The following is a 21874-nucleotide window of genomic DNA, read 5'->3' as shown; positions in this document are numbered from 1 at the left end:
GCGCAAAACAAAAACGGCGCATCGTCACGATGCGCCGTCTGGCGTGCGGGCCTGGCCGGTGCGCGGCGAGGGTATCAGGCGGTGCCCTTCTGCGGCACCATCGAGCGCCAGAAGCGCAGCCCGAAGCGGCGCGCGTCGCGCAGGTTGCGGCGCACCAGGTAGTCCAGGTCGGCGACTTGCTCGTCCAGCGCCTCGGTCAGGCGGCTCATGGCATCTGCCGGCGGCAGCTCCAGGTAGGCGTCGGCCTCGCCGTACGCGTACTGGACCTTCATGCCGGCCTTCTTGGCGATATGCATCATGGCCGCGTTGCGCGACAGGCAGTGCATGTACAGCGTGCGCACGCTGGTGTTGCGGCCGTGGATGGCGGCGCGCTCGAACAGCGCACTGCCGATGCCGCGGCCGCGCGCGCTCTTCGACACCGATACGCCGAACTCCGCTACGCGGCCCTGGGCGTTGTCGCGCAGGTTGGCGAAGTGGCCGACGCCGACCAGTTCCAGCTTCTCGTCATACACGCCGAACACCGAGTCATGGTCGAAGTCGATGCTGTCGACATACGCTTCAATCACGTGGTCGCCCACCGACTGGCCGAAACGGAGCAGGCGATCCTCCTCGCGCAGGGCGAGGAAATGCTTCAGCAGGCGCGAGCGGTGATGGGCGGCCAGCTCGCGCACCAGGACGGTGGCGCGCTGTGCGGCCTGTGTGGCTTCGGCTGCCTTGCGCAGATCTTCGTCGGTAACGGCGCCGACAGCCTTGCTCAGTTCGAGCGGATTCACGATGTTTCCTTCCCGGTGCAATCCGGTGCAATCAGCGATAAAAATAACACCGCTGTGGTGTTTGACCAGGCACTTTCTGCTTCACAAGCTGCCGGATAGGGGCAAACACCATCTTGATGCGGCACGAAAAGTATTGTAGCGGAACTGTCAGTTACGCGTAAGCTTCCTGCGATGCAGCAGGGATGGCCGGACCAAATTTCTGTAAAAATACTGAGTAAAATCAAAAGCTTGAAAAAATGTGATGAATTGTTGCAGCCGCTCAGCTGTGGATTTGCTGCAACGCCGCATTCCCTTGGATAACTGCGTGCCCGCCGAAGCGGGTACGCCCGATTTTCCGGACTGATCGCCCGTGCCGAAGACCGAATCCCCGATTGTTGTGATCTATGCGCATCCCGCGCCGAGCCGTTCGCGCGTGAACCGGCCGCTGGCAGAGGCGCTCGCCACGCTGCCGAACGTCGCAGTTCACGATCTCTATCGCCGCTACGTCGACTACGACATCGATGTCGTCGCCGAGCAGCGCGCGCTCGCCGCTGCGGAGACGGTCGTCCTGCAGTACCCGGTGCACTGGTACAGCGTGCCGGCGCTGCTCAAGCTCTGGCTCGACGAGGTGCTCGAATATGGCTGGGCCTATGGCCCCGGCGGCACGGCGCTGCGCGGCAAGTCCGTGCTGGCCGTGGCGAGCACCGGCGGCACCTTCGATTCCTATGGGCCCGAAGGCAACCATGGCCACCCGATCGAAGCGTTCCTGCTGCCGCTGGAGCAGACCGCGCGGCTGTGCGGGATGGACTGGCTGCCGCCGCTGGTGCTGCATGACGCCGACAACATCGACGCCCAGGCCCTGGCCGGGCATATCACCCACGTTTGCAGGCGCATTGGTGCCCATGAGGGCAGCCCGGCCGCGGCAGGCGCGGAGGTACGCGCATGAACCAGCACGACTTCCTGATCGCGCTCGTGGTGTTTCTGGTGGCCGCCGTGGTGGCGGTGCCGCTGGCGCGCCGCACCGGCCTGGGCGCAGTGCTCGGCTACCTGCTGGCCGGTGCGGCCATCGGGCCGTTTGCGCTGCGCCTGGTGACCAATGTCGAGTCGATCCTGCATTTCTCGGAATTCGGCGTGGTGCTGATGATGTTCGTGATCGGCCTGGAGCTGGAGCCACGCAAGCTCTGGGCGCTGCGGCAGAGCATCTTTGGCCATGGCGGTATCCAGCTTGCGGCGTGTGCGCTGGTGATCGGCGTCCTGGCGGTGCTTGTCGGGGCGCCCTGGCCGGTGGCGCTGGTTGCGGGGCTGGGACTGGCGCTGTCGTCCACGGCCATCGCCCTGGCCACGCTGGGCGAGCGCAACCTGTTCGGCACGCCCGCGGGCGGGGCCAGCTTCGGCATCCTGCTGTTCCAGGACGTCGCGGCCATCCCGATGATCGCGCTGCTGCCGCTGCTGGCGGCAGAGAGCGCGACAGACGCCGGCGGCGCCGGCGGCTGGCAGGCGGCGGCCAAGGGCGTGGCGGTGATTGCGGCCGTGGTGTTCGGCGGCCGTTATCTCGTGCGCCCGGCCCTGCGCTTCATCGCCCGGACCGACATGCGCGAGATGTTCACCGCCTTCGCGCTGCTGCTGGTGGTGGGCATTGCGCTGATGATGGATGCGGTGGGCCTGTCGATGGCGCTGGGCACCTTCGTGGCCGGCGTGCTGCTGGCCGATTCAGAGTACCGCCATGCGCTCGAGGCCGACCTGGAGCCGTTCAAGGGCCTGCTGCTCGGCATGTTCTTCATGGCCGTGGGAATGTCGATCGACTTCGCGGTGCTGGCGCGTGCGCCCGGCACCGTGCTCGGGCTGGTGGCCGCCTTCGTCGTCGCCAAGACCGCCGTGCTGATGCTGCTGGCGCGATACTTCGCCATTGCGCGCGGCCAGCGGCTGCTGTTCGCGCTGCTGATCTCGCAGGGCGGCGAGTTCGCCTTCGTCGTGTTCGGCGTGGCCGGCACGGCGGGCCTGCTGCCGCGCGAGACCGAGGCGCTGCTGGTGCTGATCGTGGCCCTGTCGATGGTGGCCACGCCCTTGCTGCTACTGGCCTATGACCGCCTGGTGGCGCCGCACGTGGGGGCCATGAAACGGCGCGCCGACGACGCCATCACGCCGCAGGACAACCCGGTGATGATTGCCGGCTTCGGGCGATTCGGGCAAATCATCGGCCGTCTGCTGTACGCGCAGGGCATCGGCGTGACCGTGCTGGACCATGATCCCGACCAGATCGAGTTCCTGCGCCAGTACGGTTTCAAGATCTTCTACGGCGATGCCACGCGGCTGGACCTGCTGGAAGCCGCCGGCATAGCCAAGGCGCGCATCCTGATCGTGGCCATCGACGGCATGGACGACAGCCTGCAACTGATCGACCGCGTGCGCGAACGCTACCCGGACCTGCAGATCTACGCCCGGGCGCGCCATGTCTCGCACATCTACCAGCTCAAGGACCGCGGCGTGCAGCTGTTCGAGCGCGAGATGTTCGAGGGTTCGCTGATGCTGGGCCGGCGGGTGCTGGAAGGATTGGGATTCGATCCGGTGCAGGCCCGCAGCGTCGCACTGCGTTTCCGCCGCCACAACATCCAGGCCATCGACCGCTTCTACCCGCACTACACGGACCAGAAGAAGCTGGTGTCGCTGGCGCGCCAGGCGCGCGACGAGCTGGAAGAAATGTTCCGCCAGGACCGCGAGCAGCGGCGCCAGCAGGAAGAGGCCGAATGGTCCTGATGGCCGGGCCGGCCTGCCTTCAGTGCCTTCAGCGGCGGGCCAGTGCTTGCGCGGGGATGCCGGCCTTGCCCGGCAGCCCGCCTTCGAGCATGTCGACCACCATGTCGGCGAACGCCGCGTAGGACAGCTTGCCGCCCGGCTTGAGCCAGGTGAAGGTCCAGTTGATCATGCCGAACACCATCATGGTCAGCGCGGTCTGGTTCTCGCGCGTGACGCGCTCCGGGTACGCGCGCCGCAGCATGCGCGAGAACGCCGCGACCACGTCGCGTTCGCGGCCGAGGATGATGTCGCGCTGCTCGTCGGCCAGGAACTTGACGTCGTTGATCAGCGCGATATGGCGCGTCTGCGAGTTCTCGTACTCGGCCAGGAAGGCGCGGATCAGGCTGGCGAAGCTTTCGCTGTCGGTGCGGCCCTGGCGCTCGGAATCCGCCTCGACCTCCGTGACGATCAGCATCAGGCGGCGCGTGTAGCGGTCCAGCAGGTCGAACAGGATCGCTTCCTTGCTCTCGTAGTAGTGATACAGGCGCGCCTTGGAGGTGCCACAGGCGGCGGCCAGGTCGGCCATCGAGGTGCTGGGGTAGCTGCTGTTGGCAAAGGCGGCGGCGGCCAGTTCCAGGATCTGCTCGCGCTGCGCTTCGAAGTCGGGTGCCTTGGTTCGGGCCATGTCTGTCCGGCAGGGAGTGTCCGGGGATAAGAGGGAAGAGGGGCTATTCCGCGCTGGTGGCCTGATGCCGGCGCAGCTCGCAGGTGTCAAGCGAATCGGCGTTGCCGCGCAGGACCATCCGGCCCGTGGAGATCAGCTCGCGGCAGCGCCAGAACACGAACCAGTCGCTGGCCAGCAAGCCTTCGATAGCGCCCATCACGCTGCCTACCACCTGGGACGCGGGCGTCCAATCGGACGGAGCCCGCTCCATGATGATGTCGTCGATGCTGTGGTAGGCCGCCGGCACCAGCGTATTGCCCTTCCATAGCCGGACATCGGCGTTCTCGCGCACATTCTGCTGCCATTCGTAGCCCAGCCGCCCCAGGCGCAGTACCGAGACCGGCGCGATGGTCGAGAAGCGCCGCGCCAGCCGTGCCGGCGAGTACATGCCGATGGCCGCCAGCCCGGCCTGCGGCGGCAGTTCCAGCTCGCGCAGGTCCATGGAGACTTCATTGATGCGCTGGGGGGCCTGGTAGAGGTGGAACACCACCCGGCGCAGCATCAGCTGGTCGGCCGCGCTCTGGCCGTGCCAGATCGCGACTTCCATCTCGCTCTGGCGCAGCGTCTGCAGCTGGTCCAGCGCCTGGCGCATTTCGGCGGGGAAGTCGATGTCGGTGTGCGGGGCCACGCGCTGCCAGAAGCCGGAGCGGATCTGGCCGGTGCTGTCCACGTCGACGAGCGGACCCACGGCCAGGTCGTCGCGCAGCACGATCACGGGGTCGGGCCGGGCAGCCTGGGCCAGCGCCTGGCGCAGGGTATTTCCGGCGACATCGCCGTTGACGACGTGGATATATTGCATGGCCGTGATTGTATATGCGTGGGACGGTTGTCAGTCACCTTGCGGAGCCGGCAATGCGCTCCCTTCCCATTGTAATCACGGCCAGACTTCGCCAGCCGGCGCGCCGGCCACGGCGCGCGGCGCGGCGAACGTTCAGCGCTCGTCGTAGCTGACCACCACCCGGGGCGTGAGCGCACGGGCCTGGCAGGTCAGCACGAAGCCCTTTTCCATTTCCCACGGCTCGAGCGTGTAGTTCTTCTCCATCTCGACCTGGCCCTCCAGCACCTTGGCGCGGCAGGTGCAACAAACGCCGCCCTTGCACGCATAGGGCAGATCCAGGCCGGCGGCCAGCGCGGTGTCGAGCACTTTGCCGTCTTCCAGCGGCAGGCGCATGGTGTGCTGCTTGCCGTCCAGCACGACCACCAGTTCGGCCGTGCCGGTGTGATCGCCAGGGGTATGCGCGGGCGCGCGCTTCTGGCGGTCCACCGGCACGCCGAAGCGTTCGGCGTGGATGCGGTGCGGGTCCAGCCCGGCGTCGCGCAGCGCCGCTTCGACATCGTCGATCATCGACGCCGGGCCGCACACGAAGGCGGCATCGATATCGTCCACCGGAATCAGCGCCTGCAGGAAGGCCGTGACCCGCGCATGATCGAGCCGCCCATGCAGCAGGTCGACTTCCTGCGGCTGGCGCGACAGTACGTGGTAAAGCGTGAAGCGCGCCAGGTACTGGTTCTTCAGGTCTTCGAGCGCCTCGGAAAAGATGATGCTGTCGACCGTGCGGTTGCCATAGACCAGAGTGAAGCGGCTCTTCGGTTCCGCCGCCAGCGTGGTGCGGATCAGCGATAGCACCGGCGTGATGCCGCTGCCCGCGGCAAAGGCGACATAGTGGCGCGCGGCGCCGGCATCGAGCGGCACGTGGAAGCGCCCGTCCGGCGTCATCACGTCGATGACCTGGCCAGTCGCCAGCGTGTCGTGCAGGTGGCTGGAAAAGATGCCATCCTCGACCAGCTTGACCGCCACGCGCAGCTCGCCGCGCTCCGCGTAATCCTGCACGCCGCTGCAGATCGAGTACGAGCGGCGCAGTTCCTGGCCATCGACCGGGGCCTTCAGTGTCAGGAACTGGCCCTGGGTGAAGCGGTAGGCGTCGCGCAGGCCTTCGGGCACCTCGAACGCGATGGAGATCGTGTCGGCCGTCTCGGGGCGCACCTGCGCCACACGCAGCGGATGGAACTGTGGGGTCATGGCAGCTCGCTCGGAACGGCAGCGTCGTGGGATTAGTAGGGTTTGAAGTAGTCGAACGGCTCGCGGCAGTCCAGGCAGCGGTAGAGGGCCTTGCAGGCCGTGGACGCAAAGCGCGAGATTTCCTGCGTGTGGCGGCTCCCGCAGCGCGGGCAGACTACCGTGTCGGGCACGCCGGCGCGCGCCGCGCGCGGTACGAAATTCAGTGGCTGCATGGCAGGCGTGGTGGCCGCCGTGCCGCACGGGTGCGGCGGGGCGATGCCGAACTCGCGCAGGCGTTCGCGCGCGGCGTCGCTGATCCAGTCGGTCGTCCACGCCGGCGACAGCACCGTGCGGATCCGCCACGGCCCGAGCCCGGCCGCATCGAGGGCCTGGCCGATGTCCTCGGCGATCTGCGACATGGCCGGGCAGCCGGAATAGGTCGGCGTGATCGTGACCTCCAGCGTGTCGCCGTCAGCCACGGCGATTTCGCGCAGGATGCCGAGGTCGCGGATCGATACCACCGGGATTTCCGGGTCGGGCACAGCCTCCAGCACAAGCCACGCGCGCGCGACGCGCCCGGCGCCGGAATCGAAGTCGACGGAATCGGAATGGGTCACGGTGCTCATGTCGGCTTCCCGCCGGCTACCACTGCGCGCCGGGATGGGCGCGCGCCACGCTCTGCATCTCGGCCAGCAGGTAGCTCATATGTTCCGAATGCAGGCCGTGCTTGCCGGTGGACAGGAAGGTGCTCGGTACCGGCTTGTCGAGCGTGGCGGCTTCGAGGGTCTCGTCGACTGTCTCCTCCCATGCGTCGCGCAGCGCCGAGGTGGGCACGGCCACGCCCTGGGCGGCAGCGAGCTGCTCCACGTCGTCACCGGCAAAGCACTCGTTCATGTATGGCATCAGGTGGTCGAGCGCGCGCTGCATGCGCAGGTGCGAGGCTTCGGTGCCGTCGCCAAGCCGCACCATCCAGCCGGCGGCGTGTTGCAGGTGATAGCGCGCTTCCTTTAGCGACTTGGCCGCGATGGCGGCCAGCCCGGCGTCGGTGCTGGCCTGCAGCACGTTCCACAACTCGACCATCAGCGCGCTGTACAGGAAGTTGCGCGTGATGGTGACGGCGTAGTCGCGGTCGCTGCTGGCGGTGCCGGCCAGCGGGCCGCTGTGCGGCAGTTCGGCCAGCGTCCAGTTGCCGAACTCGCGCTCACCGCGCCAGTACGCGTAGTCATCCTCATGGCGCGGCCGGCCGGTCAGCGCGCCTTCGAGTTCGCCGGCGTGCGCATAGAGCAGGCGCGACTGGCCGATCAGGTCCAGGCTGATGTTGGCCAGCGCAATGTCCTCTTCCAGCACCGGGCCGTGGCCGCACCACTCGGCGTTGCGCTGGCCGAGGATCAGCGCGTTGTCGGCGAGCCGCAGCACATAGCGCAGCGCCGCGGTGCGCTCGGGCGGCAGGTGCGACAGGTATGGCAGCGCGATGTCGGACGTCGGGGTCGTCATGGTGCCGGGCCCTTACATGTGGTTGACTTCGTCGGGCAACTGATAGAAGGTCGGGTGCCGGTAGATCTTGTCGGCCATCGGGTCGAACAGCTCGGCCTTTTCCTCGGGCGCGCTGGCGGTGATGGCGCTGGACGGCACCACCCAGATCGACACCCCCTCCTGGCGGCGTGTATATACATCGCGCGCCATGTGCAGCGCCTGCTGGGCATCCGCCGCATGCAGGCTGCCGCAATGCTTGTGCTCCAGGCCCTGCTTGCTGCGCACGAACACTTCCCACAGCGGCCACTCTTTCCGGGTCATGCTGCTCTCCTTGTCCATGGTCTCAGGCGGCTTCGCGCTGCGCCTCGCGCGCGGCCAGCTTGGCGGCGTGGGCCAGCGCGGCTTCACGCACCCAGGCGCCGTCCTCGTGGGCCTTCACGCGCGTGGCCAGGCGCTCGCGGTTGCACGGGCCGTCGCCGTTGATCACGCGCCAGAATTCGTCCCAGTCCAGCGGGCTGTAGTCGTAGTGGCCGCGCTCGCTATTCCATTGCAGGCCCGGATCGGGCAGCGTGACGCCGAGCACCTTGGCCTGTTCGACCGTTGCGTCGACGAACTTCTGGCGCAGGTCGTCGTTCGAGATGCGCTTGATGCCCCAGGCCATGGTCTGGGCGCTGTTGGTGGACGCGGCGTCGGGCGGCCCGAACATCATCAGCACCGGGAACCACCAGCGGTTGACCGCGTCCTGCACCATCTCGCGCTGGGCATCGGTGCCGCGCATCATCGCCAGCAGCGCGTCGAAACCCTGGCGCTGATGGAACGACTCTTCCTTGCAGATGCGGATCATGGCGCGCGCATACGGGCCGTATGAACAGCGGCACAGCGGGATCTGGTTCATGATCGCCGCGCCGTCGACGAGCCAGCCGATCACGCCGACGTCGGCCCAGGTCAGCGTCGGGTAATTGAAGATCGACGAATACTTGGCGCGGCCCGTGTGCAGCGCCTCGATCATTTCGTCGCGCGAGGTGTTCAGCGTTTCGGCCGCGGAATAGAGGTAAAGGCCATGCCCGCCCTCGTCCTGCACCTTGGCCAGCAGGATGGCTTTGCGCTTGAGCGACGGCGCGCGGCTGATCCAGTTGCCTTCGGGCAGCATGCCGACGATCTCGGAGTGCGCGTGCTGGGAGATCTGCCGGACCAGCGTCTTGCGATAAGCCTGCGGCATCCAGTCCTGCGGTTCGATCTTGCTGTCGGCGGCCATGCGTGCATCGAACGCCGCCTGGCGGCCGGCGTCGTCCAGGCCCGGGTCGGACGGACTGACCGCGGCAGGGTTGCCGGGCAGGTCCAGACTCTGCGTGTACATAGGAGCCTCCTTTGGCGGCGGTTGTCCCGGCTCTTGCGGCCGGCTTTGCGCCTGTGGTTCGGCCCCATTATATATAAGCCGACCGGTCGGTCAATTAAACGGAGCCTGCGCAATGCAAGGAGCCGTTTCACCAATAGAAGTCGGAGGCAGCGTTCCGGCAACTTTTACAACCGCAAGTAAAGCCGGCGCGACATGAGCAGCGCACCCGGCGGTTCTCGTGTCCGCACGACCGGTACGGAACTTGCGCGGCATCTATTTCGCCATGACAAACGATGCACAAGCCTCGCTGCTGCGTCCCGGGCGCAATTGCTGGCGCGTGGAGCCCTGTGCGCGCTTTGCGATGCTGGTCGACGCGGATGCCTATTTCACCGCGCTGCGGGAGGCGCTGGCACGTGCCAGGCAAACCATCTTCATCCTCGGTTGGGACATCGACAGCCGCATGCGGCTGACGTCCGGAGCTCCGGACGACGGCCTGCCGGTCGAGCTTCGCAACTTCCTCAATGCGCTGTGCGAGCGGCGGCGCGGTCTGCGCATCTATGTGCTGAGCTGGGATTTCGCGATGGTATTCGCGTTCGAACGCGAGTTCCTGCCCGCGGCGCGGCAGCACTGGCAGGCGCACGGGCGTCTGTCGTTCCGCCTGGATGGAAATCATCCCGCGGGCGCTTCGCATCACCAGAAGGTCGTGGTCATCGATCACTGCCTGGCGTTCGCCGGCGGACTGGACCTGACGATCCGCCGCTGGGATACCCCCGACCATCGTGCTGACGAACCGCGCCGGACCGATCCGGACGGCAGGCCCTACGCGCCGTTCCACGACGTGCAATGCATGGTGGACGGCGCTGCCGCGCGGGCGCTGGGCGATCTCGCTGCCGAGCGTTGGCTCCATGCGACGGGACGCCATCCGCGTGTACCCGCGGTGCCGGCGGCGGACGCCTGGCCCGCACGGGTATCGCCGGATATTACCGATGTGCGGGTCGGCATCAGCCGCACGTATCCGGCAAGCGATGTGGCCCGCGCCATCTGCGAGATCCGCGAGCTCTATACCGATGCGATCGCCGCTGCGCAGGACAGCCTGTACCTCGAAAACCAGTACTTCAGTTCGGGCCTGATTGCCGACGCATTCGCCTCGCGCCTGCGCGAGCCCGCCGGGCCCGACATCGCACTGGTCTCGCGCCGGACCGAAAGCGGCTGGCTGGAGGAGGCCAGCATGGGCGTGCTGCGCGCGCGGCTCTGCCGAGGCCTGCGCGCCGCCGATTCGCATGCTCGCTTCCAGCTCTACTGCCCTGAAGTGCCGGGCTTGCGCAATGCCTGCGTCAATGTCCACAGCAAGGTGATGATCGTGGACGACCGCCTGATCACGGTCGGCTCCGCGAACCTCAGCAACCGGTCGTTCGGGCTCGATACCGAATGCAACCTTGTGATCGAATCAAACGGCGACGCTCGCGTCGCGGCATCGATCCGCGCGATGCGCGAGCGCTTGCTTTGCGAACACCTTGCGGTCACGCCCGAGGTCCTGCGCCAGGCGATGGCGATGCATCCGCGGCTGAACGACGCCTTGCGCGCGCTGCACCGGCCCGCAGGACGCACGCTGGAGCCTTTCACGCCGAGCGTTCCCGAAGACGTCGATGCCGCGCTGCCCGATGCCATGCTGCTCGATCCGATGGAGCCGATCGATTCCGAACAGGTGATGGCAGAGTTCATCGGCCATGAGGCGCGGCCGCACGCGGCCAGCCGCGTGGCGCTGCTGGTGGCGTTCGTGCTGATGCTGGCCGGCGTGATGTTTGCATGGCGCTACACGCCGTTGCGTGAATGGGCAGACTTCCGGCATCTGCTGGCGCTGGTGGAGCGCGTTGACGAGATGCCGCTGGCGCCGCTCGTGCTGATGTGCGCCTATGTCGTGGGCGCGCTGACCATGGTTCCGGTGACCTTGCTGATCGTGGTCACGGTGCTGGTGTTCGGGCCGTTGTACGGAGGCGCGATGGCGCTGGCCGGCACCGTACTGGGCACGGCGGCGGGCTACACGGTCGGGCGCTTGCTCGGCCGCGATACCGTGCAGCGCTTTGGCGGGCGGCGTTTGAACCGGCTCAGCCAGCGGGTCGGCCAGCACGGCGTGCTGGCGATGGTGGCACTGAGACTGGTGCCCGTGGCGCCGTTCACGCTGGTCAACCTCGTGGTAGGCGCTTCCCGCATCCGTCTGCGCGATTGCCTGCTGGGCACGGCCATCGGCATGTCGCCGGGCATCATTGTGTCGGCATCGCTGGTCGACCGCATTGCGGCCGTGGCGCGCAATCCCGGCGTTCCCACATTCGCGCTGCTGGTGCTCGTGCTGCTGCTACCCGCGGGCTTGTGGCTGGCGCTGCGGCGAAGACGAGAGCGTCGCAGGCGCGCGCGGCACGCGCGCGGCCCTGCATCGGGCGAGCGTACGCGGTGAACGCGCCAGCACCAGCCGTCGCAGGCAGGCACGCCGAGATCGTGGTGGCAAGCTACAACATCCACGGCGGTGTCGGCACCGACGGCCACTTCGTGCCGAAGCGGATCTGCGAAGTGCTGCGCGAGCTGCGCGCCGACCTGGTGGCGCTGCAGGAGGTGGAAACCCGCGCCACCGGCTTTGACATGCTGCGCTTCCTGTCCGAACACACGGCGCTGCATGCGATCCCTGGACCGACGCTGGTGCGCGCTGACGGCGACTATGGCAATGCCTTGCTGACGCGCTATCCACCGATCGCCGTGCGGCACATCGATCTCAGCGTGAAAGGGCGCGAGCCGCGCGGCGCCATCGACGCGCAGCTCGCGTGCCATGCGATCGAGTCCGGCAGCTTCGCGCTGCGCGTGATCGCCACGCACCTGGGCCTGCGCCCGAGCGAGCGCCGCGCGCAGGTGCGCCGCCTGCTGACGGCGCTGGCCGAAGTCCCGGCCCAGCCGACGATCCTGCTGGGCGATGTCAACGAATGGTTCCTGTGGGGCCGGCCGTTGCGCTGGCTGCATGCGTACTTCGAGCGCACGCCGCATGTGTCGACGTTCCCGTCGCGCTGTCCGCTGCTGGCGCTCGATCGCATCTGGACGTCGCCGCGTGCGCACCTGGTTGCGGTAGCGAGCCACCGCAGCCCGCTTGCGCGGCTGGCATCCGATCACTTGCCGCTGCTGGCGCGGATGTATCTCAGCTCAGGTTAGGCGCGTCACGTCTGCGGTGCGTCCTTGCCTGGGCGCCGCACGGCTCTGAGCTTTCCGCTGGTGCCGCCTCCGCAGTAGAACCGGTCCCCGCCATCGGACTCGAGTCCCGACACGCTGACACCCGGGGGCATCTCGAGCCGTTCCAGGACCTCGCCCGAGCGCGGGTCGATGCGCCGCAGATCGCTCGCTTCGCCTTCCCACGTGCCGTGCCACAGCTCGCCGTCGACCCACGTGACGCCGGTCACGAAGCGGTTCGACTCGATGGTGCGAAGCACTTTCCCGCTCTCGGGGTCGATCTGGTGGATCTTGCGCTCGCGGTACTGTCCGACCCAGAGCGAGCCTTCGGCCCAGGCAAGGCCGGAGTCGCCGCCACCGCCAGGCGCCGGAATGGTGGCAATCACGCTGCCGGTCTGTGGGTCGATCTTCTGGATGCGGCTCTCGGAGATCTGGAACAGGTGCCGGCCGTCGAAGGCCGTTCCCGCATGCGCGGGCAACGCGATGGCGCGCACGGTCTGCCCGCTCGCAGGGTCGAGCGCGTTGAGCTTGTCGCCGGAGGCGAACCACACCTGGCGCCCGTCGTAGGTGACGCCATGCACGGCGTCCACGCCCGGAAACGGGCCATACTCACGAATGATTTCTGCCGATGATCGCTTCATTTCCTTGTCCTCGTTACGGGTGGATGTGCGTTTCATGCTAGCCGCCGGGCAGCGGGGCAGGGAGTAACAAGGTCGTCGCGAATCCGGGTACCGGGGGCGTCATCCAGCGACGCGCGCGCCCGTGGCCGACCGGCTGTACCTTGCCCGCTGCCGCCAGGGCGTCGAGGGCGCGCTGCATGGTGCGCTGGCTGGCGCCAAGCGCAAGCGCCAGGGCCGAGCTCGACCAGGACTCGCCGTCGGCCAGGCAGGCAAGCACGGTCGCGTAAGCATCCTCGACGGGCAGCGCCAGCACGGCGACTTCTTCCGCGTTGCGCGGTGCCAGCGAGAATCCGCGTCCGGTCGCGGTTACCTCCGCCATCGGCGCGAGGGCGGCACGGAGCCGGCCGATCTCGACGCGCAGGCGCGCACGATGTGAGGCATCGGCGAATTTCGTCCGGAAGGCGCGCGCAATCAGCGTGTCGCGCGGCACATCATGCGGCCAGGCTTCGCCAAGCATGCGCGCGAGCGCGAACAGCACCGGACGCCGGGCGAGCGGGACCACGCTGGCGCCTTCACGCACGACGAGACGACAGGCATCGACTACCAGCGTGCCGGAGAGCAAGAGCGCTTCCACCTCGTCGAGCAGGAGCAGCCGCTCGCTGCCGTGTGAGATGAGGCGGGCCGCGGGCGTGTCGAGGACAAGCGACGCGCTTTCGACCTCGGCCATCAGCGCGGGAATGCCGGCCCGGCGCGCCGCATCGGCGGCCAGGCCGAGCGCGGCACGCGCCGCCGTCGTGCGCAGGCGCCGGATCGCGATGCCGGCGGTGACCAGTTCTTGCGCCGCCCGCAGGGCTGGCGGCAAGGGGATGGCGAGATCCAGTCCGGCAAGAGCGTGCTCGGCCTCTTCGAGACGGCCGATCAGCAGCAGGCGGCGGACCTGCAAGTGGCGGGCATGTGCCGCGTTGACGCGGTCGCCGTGCGCTTCGAGCGTGGCTCGTGCGGTGTCGAGTGCCCTGGCAGGCCACCCCAGCTCGCGGGAGGCGAGGGCGATCTCGGCCTCGGCGACGACGCAACGCGCGCGTGCGACCGCTTCTTTCGGGCCGAATGCGCGCGCGGCGCCACGCAACAGTGCCTTGGCACGGGCGAGGTCGCCGAGCTGCGCCATGGCGATCCCGCGCAGCGCGAGCGCCGGGGCATCGTCGCGCAGGGCGATCCGGTTCAGCGCGCCAAGCGGATCGCCACCCGCCAGGGCGCGCGCCGCGGCAGTGATCAGCGAGTCCATCCGGAGTCCGTCACGCTTCTCACTCCCATCGTTGGAGGTCTGTGCCTAATCTAGCACACGGCTACCTGCTGGCCCGCCACGTGCCGCCAGCCGCACGCGCACGTATAGTATGAGGACCGGTGACCTGCGGTCGCCATCCCCTTTCCTGTCTACGGAGGTACGAAGATGACTGGCGCGGCGTACAACAAGATCGTGGTAGCAGTGGACGGCAGCAGCACGTCCGCCCTGGCCCTGAATGAGGCAGTCCGCGTGGCAGGCCCGGGCGGCGGGACGGTACTCGCGCTCTATGTCGTGGACAGCGCGACGCCTTTGTTCGATGCCGGCTTCTACGACCCGAGCCAGGTGCAGAAGGCGTTTGAAGAGAGTGGCGGGCGGGCGCTCGAAGAGGCTGCCAGGCACCTGACGGCCGCCGGTGTGAAACACGAAACCCGGCTGGTGAGCGAGGCCGCCGTACCGGGCGACATTGGCGCATCCATCAATGAAGCTGCCCGTCAGTGGGGGGCCGACCTGCTCGTGATTGGCACCCACGGACGGCGCGGCGTGCGCCGTCTCGTGCTGGGCAGCGTGGCCGAGGCAGTCATCCGGCAATCCACCATGCCGGTATTGCTGGTGCGTGGCGAAGGCGCGGCGGACTGAGTCCCCTGGCGCCGAAGGGCGTCAGCCTGCGAAGCGGAAATGTCCGCTGCGCAGCACGATCTCGCGGGCCTCGGTCAGTTCGAACAGGCTTTCCGCCAGTTGCTCGATGCGCTGGCGGTTGCTGGTGAAGGCCGCCAGCAGATCCTCTTCGCGCGGCGAGCGCGCGCCGAAGTGCGCTTCGAGGGCTTCGGCTGTGACGGAGTACTGGGTAGGGCTGCCGTTGACCGTTGCTGGGCAGGACAGCCTGAGGCTGGCCGCGCAGTAGGTCGGATTGGCGCGAGGAAACGAGACAGCGGACATGGCGTACCCCTCGTGCGGTCGACGAACGAATGACAACATTCTAGGACATCGGCTGGCGCGGTAAAGGCCGGCATGCGGCGCCGCGCGCGCCCTCACGCGCCCTCACGCGCGGTGTGCGAGGCCGGGCGGCGCGGCGACCGGCTCAGGTTCGCGCAACGCGGCCGCGGCGGCGTGGGCCGCGGCGATATGGGCATTGGCATAGTCCGCCTGCTCGGCCAGGAAGCACTCGAAGGGCAATTGCGGCACAAGTTCGACCGCAAGCGTTTGCGTCCCGGGAAGGCCCGTGGCCTCATGTCCTGGCCGTATTGCAATCTCGGCAAGGCGGGTTTCGAGCGCGGCCAGGGCTGACTGCATGGGGGAACGCGGCAAGGCGTCGAACGAACCGGACTCTGCGCCCGCCCGTACCACGCCGGCCAGTGCCGCCAGGCGGCGCGCGGTGCCGTGCAGACAGGCGTACGCCTGTGCCACATCGGGCGTGAGCCCCTCGCCATGTTCTGCCAGGGTACGTTCCGCGCGTGTCGAGGCCCGGCCGGCCGCAATCCGCAGCGCCTCGAGCCGCGCCCTGGCTGGGGCTGCCGTGCGGGCCGCTGCGAAGGCAGCCCGCAGGTAGACGGCATTGACGGCAACTGCCTCGAGGGCGTGGCGCAGCAGGCGCGAACGCTCCATGCGCGGCGCCAGTATGTAATAGCTTGCCAGCGCAATCAGGCAGCCTAGCGCCGTGTCAATGCCGCGCAATGCGGCAAAGTGGCTGCTGTCGACGGCCGGAGCGCCGACCCAGGAGAACAGAATCACCGCCGGTGTCAGGCAGAACGCAAAGCCGGCGGGTTGGGCGGCCAGCCGGTTGGCGTAGGCACCGGCGAGGAATACGGCGCTGATGCCCAGCGCTATCGTCGGCGCGGGGTGCAACAGCCCGACCGCGCATGCCAGCAGCGCCCCCGCCAGCGACCCCGCGAAGCGCTTGAGCGAGATCTGGCGCGTCGTCTGGAGCTGCGGGCTCAGCACCATGATGACCGTGACCGCTACCCAGTAGCCGTGATCCACGTGCCACCATTGCGCCGGCAAGAGGCTCAGGCAGCCGCCGAGCGCCAGCCGGATGGCATGGCGGCCAGCCAGCGCGTCGCGCGCGGCATGTTCGCCGAGCGCGCCACGCACGCGATCCACGACGTGCCACAGGCCGCGGCGCGGCCAGGAGAATCCGGCACGCCAGGGCTCGAATTCCGGGTGCCGCGCCAGCGCACCCAGTGCGGCCTGGTACGGCGGCGGCGCGCTGGCGTTGGGCATTGGCGATATCAGCCGCCGCAGCTCGTGCCGCAGCGCCGCGCTCAGGGAAGGCAGGTCCGCGGCGTGCCGGGCCATGGCCTGGCTGACTTGCTGATGTGCGTCGGCCATGCAGCGCGCCACGTGCCGCAGCGGCAGGCGATGTGCGGAGCCCGCGCGTTCACGCAGCTCGGCTGCCACGATCAGCAGGCCGAACAAGGCGTCGGCAATGCCAATGACATAGGCGTAGTGCAGCAGCGCATGGGCGTCCCGCGGGCTGCGCCTGGCATGGATGGCGCGCCGCGCTGCCTCGATGCGGTTGCGGATGTCCTGCTTGCAGGCGGTCAGTTCGGCCGCGGCACCGTCGGCGGCGAGTGCCGTGGCGAAGCGCTGCAGGGCGGCGTAAACGGCCTCCGTCTCAGGTCGCGGGCGCATGTCGCGGCGCGAGGGAATCAACGCGAGGCAGACGGCACAGGCAAACACGCCGCCCTTCAGGTAGCCGAGAGCGGAATCCGCCAGATGGGCCAGCACATCCGGTCCGGTCGCAGGCTGGAGGCAGGCGGCGATCAGGACCACGTACAGCAGCTTGGCCGCGAGCGCCGCGGCCGGCCCGCGCGTTTCCGCCAGGCCGGCAGCTATTCCCGCGACCAACACCAAGGGCACGGCCGCAACAGGACTGGAGGCCACGGCAGCGCCCAGCGCACTGGCCAGACTGCCGCCGAGGCCGACAGCGCCAAGGCTGGCAAGGCGTTCGGCCGCCGTGCCTTCACGGTCGGCCAGGCATGTCCAGATGGAGGCGGTCGCCGCCCAGAAATAGCTCTCTTGCCCGCTCAGCCATGCCATGCTGGCGAGGGAGAGAAATGACCCGGCATAAACCATGCCGCGCCGGATCAGCGCAGCGTCAGGCCAGTAGCGGAGAAAGGACAGTAGGGCGGGCATGGGCGAGTGACGTGCTTTGGCCACTCTACGGCAGCGCTTGTTGCATCGCAACAAAATCGAGAACCGGTGCCTTGGTGCCACGACATGGAGCACTATTGCACCATCGCGTGGCAATCGCGGCAGATCTGGTGCGTGTCTGGCTCGCCGCAACAAGTTGCGGCGGAAAGCCAATCGCAGCAGGGCCTTATGCCAAAAATGGGCAAAAAAAACCCGCGCAGTGTTCTGCGCGGGTTGGAATCCACCGAGGTGGTGGAGGAGACAGACTTCACTATACACGCCTTGCTGCGTCGCACCAAGTGCCCGCTCAGCAATGTTTTGCTTTTGACACATTATTGTTGTGTCGATACAACGAATGGGGTTTGATTTCTACGTTTAGAGGCGCCTAAGGCCCTCCTGGGCGGAAATCTGTCTATCGAAAAAGATAAGCGGCCCCGACAGCGCAGAACAGTCCGGCGACATCGGCAACGAGCGCGCAAGCGAGTGCATGGCGCGTGTTGCGCACATTGACGCTGCCGAAATAGACGGCCAGGACATAGAACGTGGTCTCGGTCGACCCCTGGATGATCGCGGCAAGCCGACCTTGGAAGGAATCCACGCCGTAGGTGGTCATCACATCCACCATCAGCCCGCGGGCGCCGGCGCCCGACAGGATCTTCATCAGCCCGACGGGAAGCGCGGGCACGAACTCCGTATTCAGGCCAAGCCAGGCGAAGCCGACGGTCAGCCCGTGCATCAGAATGTCCATGCAGCCGGTAGCGCGGAATAGCCCGATTGCCACAAGGATCGCGACGAGGTAAGGAATGATCTGCACGGCGACGCCGAAGCCCTCCTTGGCGCCGTCGATAAAGGCCTCATAGACGTTGATGCGGCGTATGGCTCCGCACACCAGGAAAATGGTGATCAGTGAAAGGATGAAGCCGCTGCCTGCCAGGGCGGTGACCTGGCTGACATGATCCGGAGGCGCGTGGCGAAGCCATATCAGGAGACCGCCCAAGCCTAGTGTCGCTATGGCAAAGGCGGTCAGCACCGCCGGCCGGAACAGGTTCAGCCGCTGCATCCAGGCCACCGCCAGCAGACCCGCCAGGAACGAACCGCCGGTTGCCAGCAGTGTCGGCAAGAAGATATCCGCCGCATTGAACCCGATCAGTCCTTGCTTGATCGCGATGGCTTGCCGCATGGCGATGACCGAGGTCGGGATCAGAGTCAGGCCTGCGGTGTTCAGAACAATGAACATGACCTGGGCATCGGTGGCCACTTCCGGGCGCGGATTCAGTGTCTGGAGCTCGCGCATCGCGTTGAGCCCCAGCGGTGTCGCGGCGTTGTCCAACCCGAGCAGATTGGCCGAGACGTTCATCATCATGGCACCTTGGGCCGGGTGGCCCTGGGGCACGCCTGGAAAGAAGTGGCGCAGCAGCGGACTGACCAGCCTTGCAAAGGCGTCTACAACGCCGGCTCGCTCACCAATGCGCATGATGCCCAGCCAGAGGCTCATGACCCCGGCCAGCCCCAGCGAAATCTCGAACGCCGTGCGGGCGCTGTCGAACAGGCTGGTCAACATAGCGGGAAACACAGCAAGGTCGCCATTGGCGAGCCTGATGCATGCCGCCAGGAAGGCGGTCAGGAAGAAACCGAGCCAGACGAGATTCAGGACCATCGGAAGTCAGGGCGAAGAAGGGGCGACCGGGTCCGGCTGAAGCCCGGGCCCGGACAAGCGTCGCATCATAGCGGCACGCGCTTGCGCGCGGCAGGTCCTTCGTCAGGCGATCTGCGCACCGCGTTCGGCGAGCAGTTCGCGCAGAACCGAGCGGTGGCAGTGCGCTTCATCCTCGCAATAGCAGCCGATGGAGAAATCGGTCTTGTGCGACAGGGCGGCCAGCAGGTCCAGCGTATGGCTGGCATCGGGCGCGGCCATCTCCTTGCGGAAATGCCTGACGAAGGCGCGCCAGGCCTTGTCGTCCCCGGCTGCAAGCGCCTGGGCCACCAGTTCGGGTGTCGGGGACAGGACGGGATACCAGACGTCATAGAAATCGCGGCTGGCGAACTCGGACTTCGGAACCCCCCGTGGTGGGCGGCGGACAGTGCCAATACGAAGGCCCTCATCCGCGGCGCGCGGGGAGCCGAGTCGAACAATCCGGATGGTCATGAGATTTCCGCTCGGGCGGTAGCGCTGTGCTGAAGTCCCTGATCATGAATCATCGTGTCGTGCGTGACAAACATCCGCACGCTCGCTCGGAAGTTCTCGCGAGCATTCCTGCCACGGAATGCCTCTATATATAGGGTGTCGCGGGCCTGGTACGGCTGCATGCAGGGCCAGCGCAAGGTCGATCATCGAAATCAAACGTGAAGGCACCCATCGATCACTTCTGGCTCTTCCCGAATTATTTCGCCAAAACGCTTGCCAAGGCTGCCCTGGTCCCGTAGTATTCGCCCCCTCGCAACACAACGCGGCGCTGCAAGGCAGGCGCAGCAAGGGTTGCGGGTCGATCGGGTGGTTCGGCAGCGCGCAGTTGGCGCAGCGAACCGAAGCAAAAAAGATTGCTGACCCGGGTTGACGAAGCGAGGAAAGTTCTGCATAATCTTCCTTCTCTGCTGCTGACAACGCAGCGCGCTGAACGGCAAAGCCGGCAGCGAAGTTCTTTAACAATCAAACAACCGATAAGTGTGGGCGCTGGGTAGCGGACGCACGAGGTCTTCGGACTTCGGAGCTTCAAAAGTTATCAGTGCTCGCACAGCAAAACGTGACTGGATTTTCGGATCTGGTCAGTCAGTTTTCTGAGAGTGAGCGACCGCTCGAAAGAGCGAGGACCGTAGGGAAACCGAAGGTCCACACAGAGATTGAACTGAAGAGTTTGATCCTGGCTCAGATTGAACGCTGGCGGCATGCCTTACACATGCAAGTCGAACGGCAGCGCGGGCTTCGGCCTGGCGGCGAGTGGCGAACGGGTGAGTAATACATCGGAACGTGCCCTGTCGTGGGGGATAACTAGTCGAAAGATTAGCTAATACCGCATACGACCTGAGGGTGAAAGCGGGGGACCGTAAGGCCTCGCGCGATAGGAGCGGCCGATGTCTGATTAGCTAGTTGGTGGGGTAAAGGCCCACCAAGGCGACGATCAGTAGCTGGTCTGAGAGGACGATCAGCCACACTGGGACTGAGACACGGCCCAGACTCCTACGGGAGGCAGCAGTGGGGAATTTTGGACAATGGGGGCAACCCTGATCCAGCAATGCCGCGTGTGTGAAGAAGGCCTTCGGGTTGTAAAGCACTTTTGTCCGGAAAGAAATCCTCTGGGTTAATACCTCGGGGGGATGACGGTACCGGAAGAATAAGCACCGGCTAACTACGTGCCAGCAGCCGCGGTAATACGTAGGGTGCGAGCGTTAATCGGAATTACTGGGCGTAAAGCGTGCGCAGGCGGTTTGATAAGACAGGCGTGAAATCCCCGGGCTTAACCTGGGAATGGCGCTTGTGACTGTCAGGCTAGAGTGCGTCAGAGGGGGGTAGAATTCCACGTGTAGCAGTGAAATGCGTAGAGATGTGGAGGAATACCGATGGCGAAGGCAGCCCCCTGGGACGTGACTGACGCTCATGCACGAAAGCGTGGGGAGCAAACAGGATTAGATACCCTGGTAGTCCACGCCCTAAACGATGTCAACTAGTTGTTGGGGATTCATTTCTTCAGTAACGTAGCTAACGCGTGAAGTTGACCGCCTGGGGAGTACGGTCGCAAGATTAAAACTCAAAGGAATTGACGGGGACCCGCACAAGCGGTGGATGATGTGGATTAATTCGATGCAACGCGAAAAACCTTACCTACCCTTGACATGCCACTAACGAAGCAGAGATGCATTAGGTGCCCGAAAGGGAAAGTGGACACAGGTGCTGCATGGCTGTCGTCAGCTCGTGTCGTGAGATGTTGGGTTAAGTCCCGCAACGAGCGCAACCCTTGTCTCTAGTTGCTACGCAAGAGCACTCTAGAGAGACTGCCGGTGACAAACCGGAGGAAGGTGGGGATGACGTCAAGTCCTCATGGCCCTTATGGGTAGGGCTTCACACGTCATACAATGGTGCGTACAGAGGGTTGCCAACCCGCGAGGGGGAGCTAATCCCAGAAAACGCATCGTAGTCCGGATCGTAGTCTGCAACTCGACTACGTGAAGCTGGAATCGCTAGTAATCGCGGATCAGCATGCCGCGGTGAATACGTTCCCGGGTCTTGTACACACCGCCCGTCACACCATGGGAGTGGGTTTTGCCAGAAGTAGTTAGCCTAACCGCAAGGAGGGCGATTACCACGGCAGGGTTCATGACTGGGGTGAAGTCGTAACAAGGTAGCCGTATCGGAAGGTGCGGCTGGATCACCTCCTTTCCAGAGGCGCGCGTTCTGCGTGTCCAGTGTCCACACTTATCGGTTTGTTTGCTGTTACAGCCAAGGGTCTGTAGCTCAGGTGGTTAGAGCACCGTCTTGATAAGGCGGGGGTCGTAGGTTCAAGTCCTACCAGACCCACCAAGTTATCCGAGGGGGATTAGCTCAGCTGGGAGAGCACCTGCTTTGCAAGCAGGGGGTCGTCGGTTCGATCCCGTCATCCTCCACCATCACTCTGCCGAGTGAGCAC

Annotated in this window: 20 protein-coding genes, 2 tRNA genes and 1 rRNA gene; 9 read left to right on the top strand and 14 right to left on the bottom strand. The window is 66.2% G+C overall.

Annotated elements, in window-relative coordinates:
• Positions 1–74 precede the first annotated feature (74 nt).
• Positions 75–773, bottom strand: a complete 699-nt coding sequence (locus CupriaWKF_RS16245; protein WP_276098818.1) for a GNAT family N-acetyltransferase — start codon at positions 771–773, stop codon at positions 75–77.
• Between the two features lie 376 nt (positions 774–1149).
• Here CupriaWKF_RS16245 and CupriaWKF_RS16240 point away from each other — a divergent pair, with 376 nt between their 5' ends.
• Together CupriaWKF_RS16240 and kefC are read left to right on the top strand one after the other, a co-directional pair.
• A complete protein-coding gene (locus CupriaWKF_RS16240; protein WP_276100843.1) occupies positions 1150–1698 on the top strand; it encodes an NAD(P)H-dependent oxidoreductase in 549 nt (182 codons plus the stop codon).
• Positions 1695–3506: a glutathione-regulated potassium-efflux system protein KefC gene (kefC, locus tag CupriaWKF_RS16235; RefSeq protein ID WP_276098817.1), complete on the top strand. Its 1812-nt coding sequence runs from the start codon at positions 1695–1697 to the stop codon at positions 3504–3506. The genes CupriaWKF_RS16240 and kefC overlap by 4 nt, the downstream gene beginning before the upstream one ends.
• A 28-nt stretch (positions 3507–3534) precedes the next feature.
• On the opposite strand, the gene CupriaWKF_RS16230 is transcribed toward kefC, so the two are convergent.
• The 7 genes from CupriaWKF_RS16230 to paaA all read right to left on the bottom strand — a co-directional run bounded on the left by CupriaWKF_RS16230 (position 3535) and on the right by paaA (position 9038).
• Positions 3535–4170: a TetR/AcrR family transcriptional regulator gene (locus tag CupriaWKF_RS16230; RefSeq protein WP_276098816.1), complete on the bottom strand. Its 636-nt coding sequence runs from the start codon at positions 4168–4170 to the stop codon at positions 3535–3537.
• Positions 4171–4213: 43 nt separating this feature from the next.
• Positions 4214–5008 (bottom strand): DUF1835 domain-containing protein, encoded by a 795-nt coding sequence (locus tag CupriaWKF_RS16225; RefSeq protein WP_276098815.1) that lies wholly within the window; start codon positions 5006–5008, stop codon positions 4214–4216.
• 132 nt (positions 5009–5140) lie between these two features.
• Positions 5141–6229: a 1,2-phenylacetyl-CoA epoxidase subunit PaaE gene (paaE, locus tag CupriaWKF_RS16220; RefSeq protein ID WP_276098814.1), complete on the bottom strand. Its 1089-nt coding sequence runs from the start codon at positions 6227–6229 to the stop codon at positions 5141–5143.
• Positions 6230–6261: 32 nt separating this feature from the next.
• Positions 6262–6834, bottom strand: a complete 573-nt coding sequence (gene paaD / locus CupriaWKF_RS16215) for a 1,2-phenylacetyl-CoA epoxidase subunit PaaD (RefSeq protein ID WP_276098813.1) — start codon at positions 6832–6834, stop codon at positions 6262–6264.
• A gap of 16 nt (positions 6835–6850) precedes the next feature.
• Entirely contained in the window at positions 6851–7702 is an 852-nt protein-coding gene (gene paaC, locus CupriaWKF_RS16210; RefSeq protein ID WP_276098812.1) for a 1,2-phenylacetyl-CoA epoxidase subunit PaaC, read from the bottom strand.
• Positions 7703–7714: 12 nt separating this feature from the next.
• A complete protein-coding gene (paaB, locus tag CupriaWKF_RS16205; protein ID WP_276098811.1) occupies positions 7715–8002 on the bottom strand; it encodes a 1,2-phenylacetyl-CoA epoxidase subunit PaaB in 288 nt (95 codons plus the stop codon).
• Between the two features lie 22 nt (positions 8003–8024).
• Positions 8025–9038, bottom strand: coding sequence for a 1,2-phenylacetyl-CoA epoxidase subunit PaaA (gene paaA, locus CupriaWKF_RS16200; RefSeq protein WP_276098810.1), 1014 nt, complete (start codon positions 9036–9038; stop codon positions 8025–8027).
• A gap of 217 nt (positions 9039–9255) precedes the next feature.
• Here paaA and CupriaWKF_RS16195 point away from each other — a divergent pair, with 217 nt between their 5' ends.
• Positions 9256–11469 (top strand): VTT domain-containing protein, encoded by a 2214-nt coding sequence (locus CupriaWKF_RS16195; RefSeq protein WP_346348595.1) that lies wholly within the window; start codon positions 9256–9258, stop codon positions 11467–11469.
• A gap of 44 nt (positions 11470–11513) precedes the next feature.
• Positions 11514–12209, top strand: a complete 696-nt coding sequence (locus CupriaWKF_RS16190; RefSeq protein ID WP_346348594.1) for an endonuclease/exonuclease/phosphatase family protein — start codon at positions 11514–11516, stop codon at positions 12207–12209.
• Between the two features lie 5 nt (positions 12210–12214).
• On the opposite strand, the gene CupriaWKF_RS16185 is transcribed toward CupriaWKF_RS16190, so the two are convergent.
• Entirely contained in the window at positions 12215–12865 is a 651-nt protein-coding gene (locus CupriaWKF_RS16185) for a PQQ-binding-like beta-propeller repeat protein (RefSeq protein WP_276100840.1), read from the bottom strand.
• 37 nt (positions 12866–12902) lie between these two features.
• Positions 12903–14126 (bottom strand): helix-turn-helix domain-containing protein, encoded by a 1224-nt coding sequence (locus tag CupriaWKF_RS16180; RefSeq protein ID WP_276098809.1) that lies wholly within the window; start codon positions 14124–14126, stop codon positions 12903–12905.
• A 165-nt stretch (positions 14127–14291) separates the two neighbouring features.
• On the opposite strand from CupriaWKF_RS16180, the gene CupriaWKF_RS16175 reads away from it, so the two are divergent.
• Positions 14292–14762 carry a universal stress protein gene (locus CupriaWKF_RS16175; RefSeq protein ID WP_276098808.1) on the top strand — a complete coding sequence of 157 codons (471 nt, stop codon included), beginning with the start codon at positions 14292–14294 and terminating at the stop codon, positions 14760–14762.
• Between the two features lie 21 nt (positions 14763–14783).
• On the opposite strand, the gene CupriaWKF_RS16170 is transcribed toward CupriaWKF_RS16175, so the two are convergent.
• The gene (locus CupriaWKF_RS16170) at positions 14784–15062 is read right to left on the bottom strand and encodes a DUF1488 domain-containing protein (RefSeq protein ID WP_011299329.1); all 279 of its coding nucleotides are present in this window, start codon (positions 15060–15062) and stop codon (positions 14784–14786) included.
• A 102-nt stretch (positions 15063–15164) separates the two neighbouring features.
• A complete protein-coding gene (locus tag CupriaWKF_RS16165; protein ID WP_276098807.1) occupies positions 15165–17258 on the bottom strand; it encodes an FUSC family protein in 2094 nt (697 codons plus the stop codon).
• 84 nt (positions 17259–17342) lie between these two features.
• On the opposite strand from CupriaWKF_RS16165, the gene CupriaWKF_RS16160 reads away from it, so the two are divergent.
• The gene (locus CupriaWKF_RS16160) at positions 17343–17621 is read left to right on the top strand and encodes a hypothetical protein (RefSeq protein WP_276098806.1); all 279 of its coding nucleotides are present in this window, start codon (positions 17343–17345) and stop codon (positions 17619–17621) included.
• Positions 17622–17667: 46 nt separating this feature from the next.
• Here the strand turns inward: CupriaWKF_RS16160 and CupriaWKF_RS16155 are convergent, their stop codons facing one another.
• On the bottom strand, positions 17668–18912 hold the full coding sequence (locus CupriaWKF_RS16155) for a spore maturation protein (protein ID WP_276098805.1): 1245 nt from the start codon (positions 18910–18912) through the stop codon (positions 17668–17670).
• Between the two features lie 102 nt (positions 18913–19014).
• Positions 19015–19401: a DUF488 family protein gene (locus tag CupriaWKF_RS16150; RefSeq protein WP_276098804.1), complete on the bottom strand. Its 387-nt coding sequence runs from the start codon at positions 19399–19401 to the stop codon at positions 19015–19017.
• Positions 19402–20095: 694 nt separating this feature from the next.
• Between CupriaWKF_RS16150 and CupriaWKF_RS16145 the strand changes: the two genes are divergently transcribed.
• From CupriaWKF_RS16145 to CupriaWKF_RS16135, 3 genes are all read left to right on the top strand, one after another.
• Positions 20096–21627, top strand: a 16S ribosomal RNA gene (locus CupriaWKF_RS16145).
• A gap of 64 nt (positions 21628–21691) precedes the next feature.
• Positions 21692–21768, top strand: a tRNA-Ile gene (locus CupriaWKF_RS16140).
• Positions 21769–21778: 10 nt separating this feature from the next.
• Positions 21779–21854: transfer RNA gene (locus CupriaWKF_RS16135), tRNA-Ala, on the top strand.
• The last annotated feature ends 20 nt before the right edge of the window (positions 21855–21874 follow it).

The organism is Cupriavidus sp. WKF15 (genome assembly GCF_029278605.1).
Classification (GTDB): Bacteria; Pseudomonadota; Gammaproteobacteria; order Burkholderiales; family Burkholderiaceae; genus Cupriavidus.
The sequence above is the reverse complement of the archived record's forward strand: the minus strand, read 5'-3'. Positions and strand labels throughout refer to the sequence as shown.

Coding starts and splice junctions, on each gene's coding strand:
- kefC (WP_276098817.1), top strand. CDS start 1,695: ATGAACCAGCACGACTTCCTGATCGCGCTCGTGGTGTTTCTGGTGGCC.
- CupriaWKF_RS16230 (WP_276098816.1), bottom strand. CDS start 4,170: ATGGCCCGAACCAAGGCACCCGACTTCGAAGCGCAGCGCGAGCAGATC.
- CupriaWKF_RS16225 (WP_276098815.1), bottom strand. CDS start 5,008: ATGCAATATATCCACGTCGTCAACGGCGATGTCGCCGGAAATACCCTG.
- paaE (WP_276098814.1), bottom strand. CDS start 6,229: ATGACCCCACAGTTCCATCCGCTGCGTGTGGCGCAGGTGCGCCCCGAG.
- paaD (WP_276098813.1), bottom strand. CDS start 6,834: ATGAGCACCGTGACCCATTCCGATTCCGTCGACTTCGATTCCGGCGCC.
- paaC (WP_276098812.1), bottom strand. CDS start 7,702: ATGACGACCCCGACGTCCGACATCGCGCTGCCATACCTGTCGCACCTG.
- paaB (WP_276098811.1), bottom strand. CDS start 8,002: ATGACCCGGAAAGAGTGGCCGCTGTGGGAAGTGTTCGTGCGCAGCAAG.
- paaA (WP_276098810.1), bottom strand. CDS start 9,038: ATGTACACGCAGAGTCTGGACCTGCCCGGCAACCCTGCCGCGGTCAGT.
- CupriaWKF_RS16185 (WP_276100840.1), bottom strand. CDS start 12,865: ATGAAGCGATCATCGGCAGAAATCATTCGTGAGTATGGCCCGTTTCCG.
- CupriaWKF_RS16180 (WP_276098809.1), bottom strand. CDS start 14,126: ATGGACTCGCTGATCACTGCCGCGGCGCGCGCCCTGGCGGGTGGCGAT.
- CupriaWKF_RS16175 (WP_276098808.1), top strand. CDS start 14,292: ATGACTGGCGCGGCGTACAACAAGATCGTGGTAGCAGTGGACGGCAGC.
- CupriaWKF_RS16170 (WP_011299329.1), bottom strand. CDS start 15,062: ATGTCCGCTGTCTCGTTTCCTCGCGCCAATCCGACCTACTGCGCGGCC.
- CupriaWKF_RS16165 (WP_276098807.1), bottom strand. CDS start 17,258: ATGCCCGCCCTACTGTCCTTTCTCCGCTACTGGCCTGACGCTGCGCTG.
- CupriaWKF_RS16160 (WP_276098806.1), top strand. CDS start 17,343: ATGGAGCACTATTGCACCATCGCGTGGCAATCGCGGCAGATCTGGTGC.
- CupriaWKF_RS16155 (WP_276098805.1), bottom strand. CDS start 18,912: ATGGTCCTGAATCTCGTCTGGCTCGGTTTCTTCCTGACCGCCTTCCTG.
- CupriaWKF_RS16150 (WP_276098804.1), bottom strand. CDS start 19,401: ATGACCATCCGGATTGTTCGACTCGGCTCCCCGCGCGCCGCGGATGAG.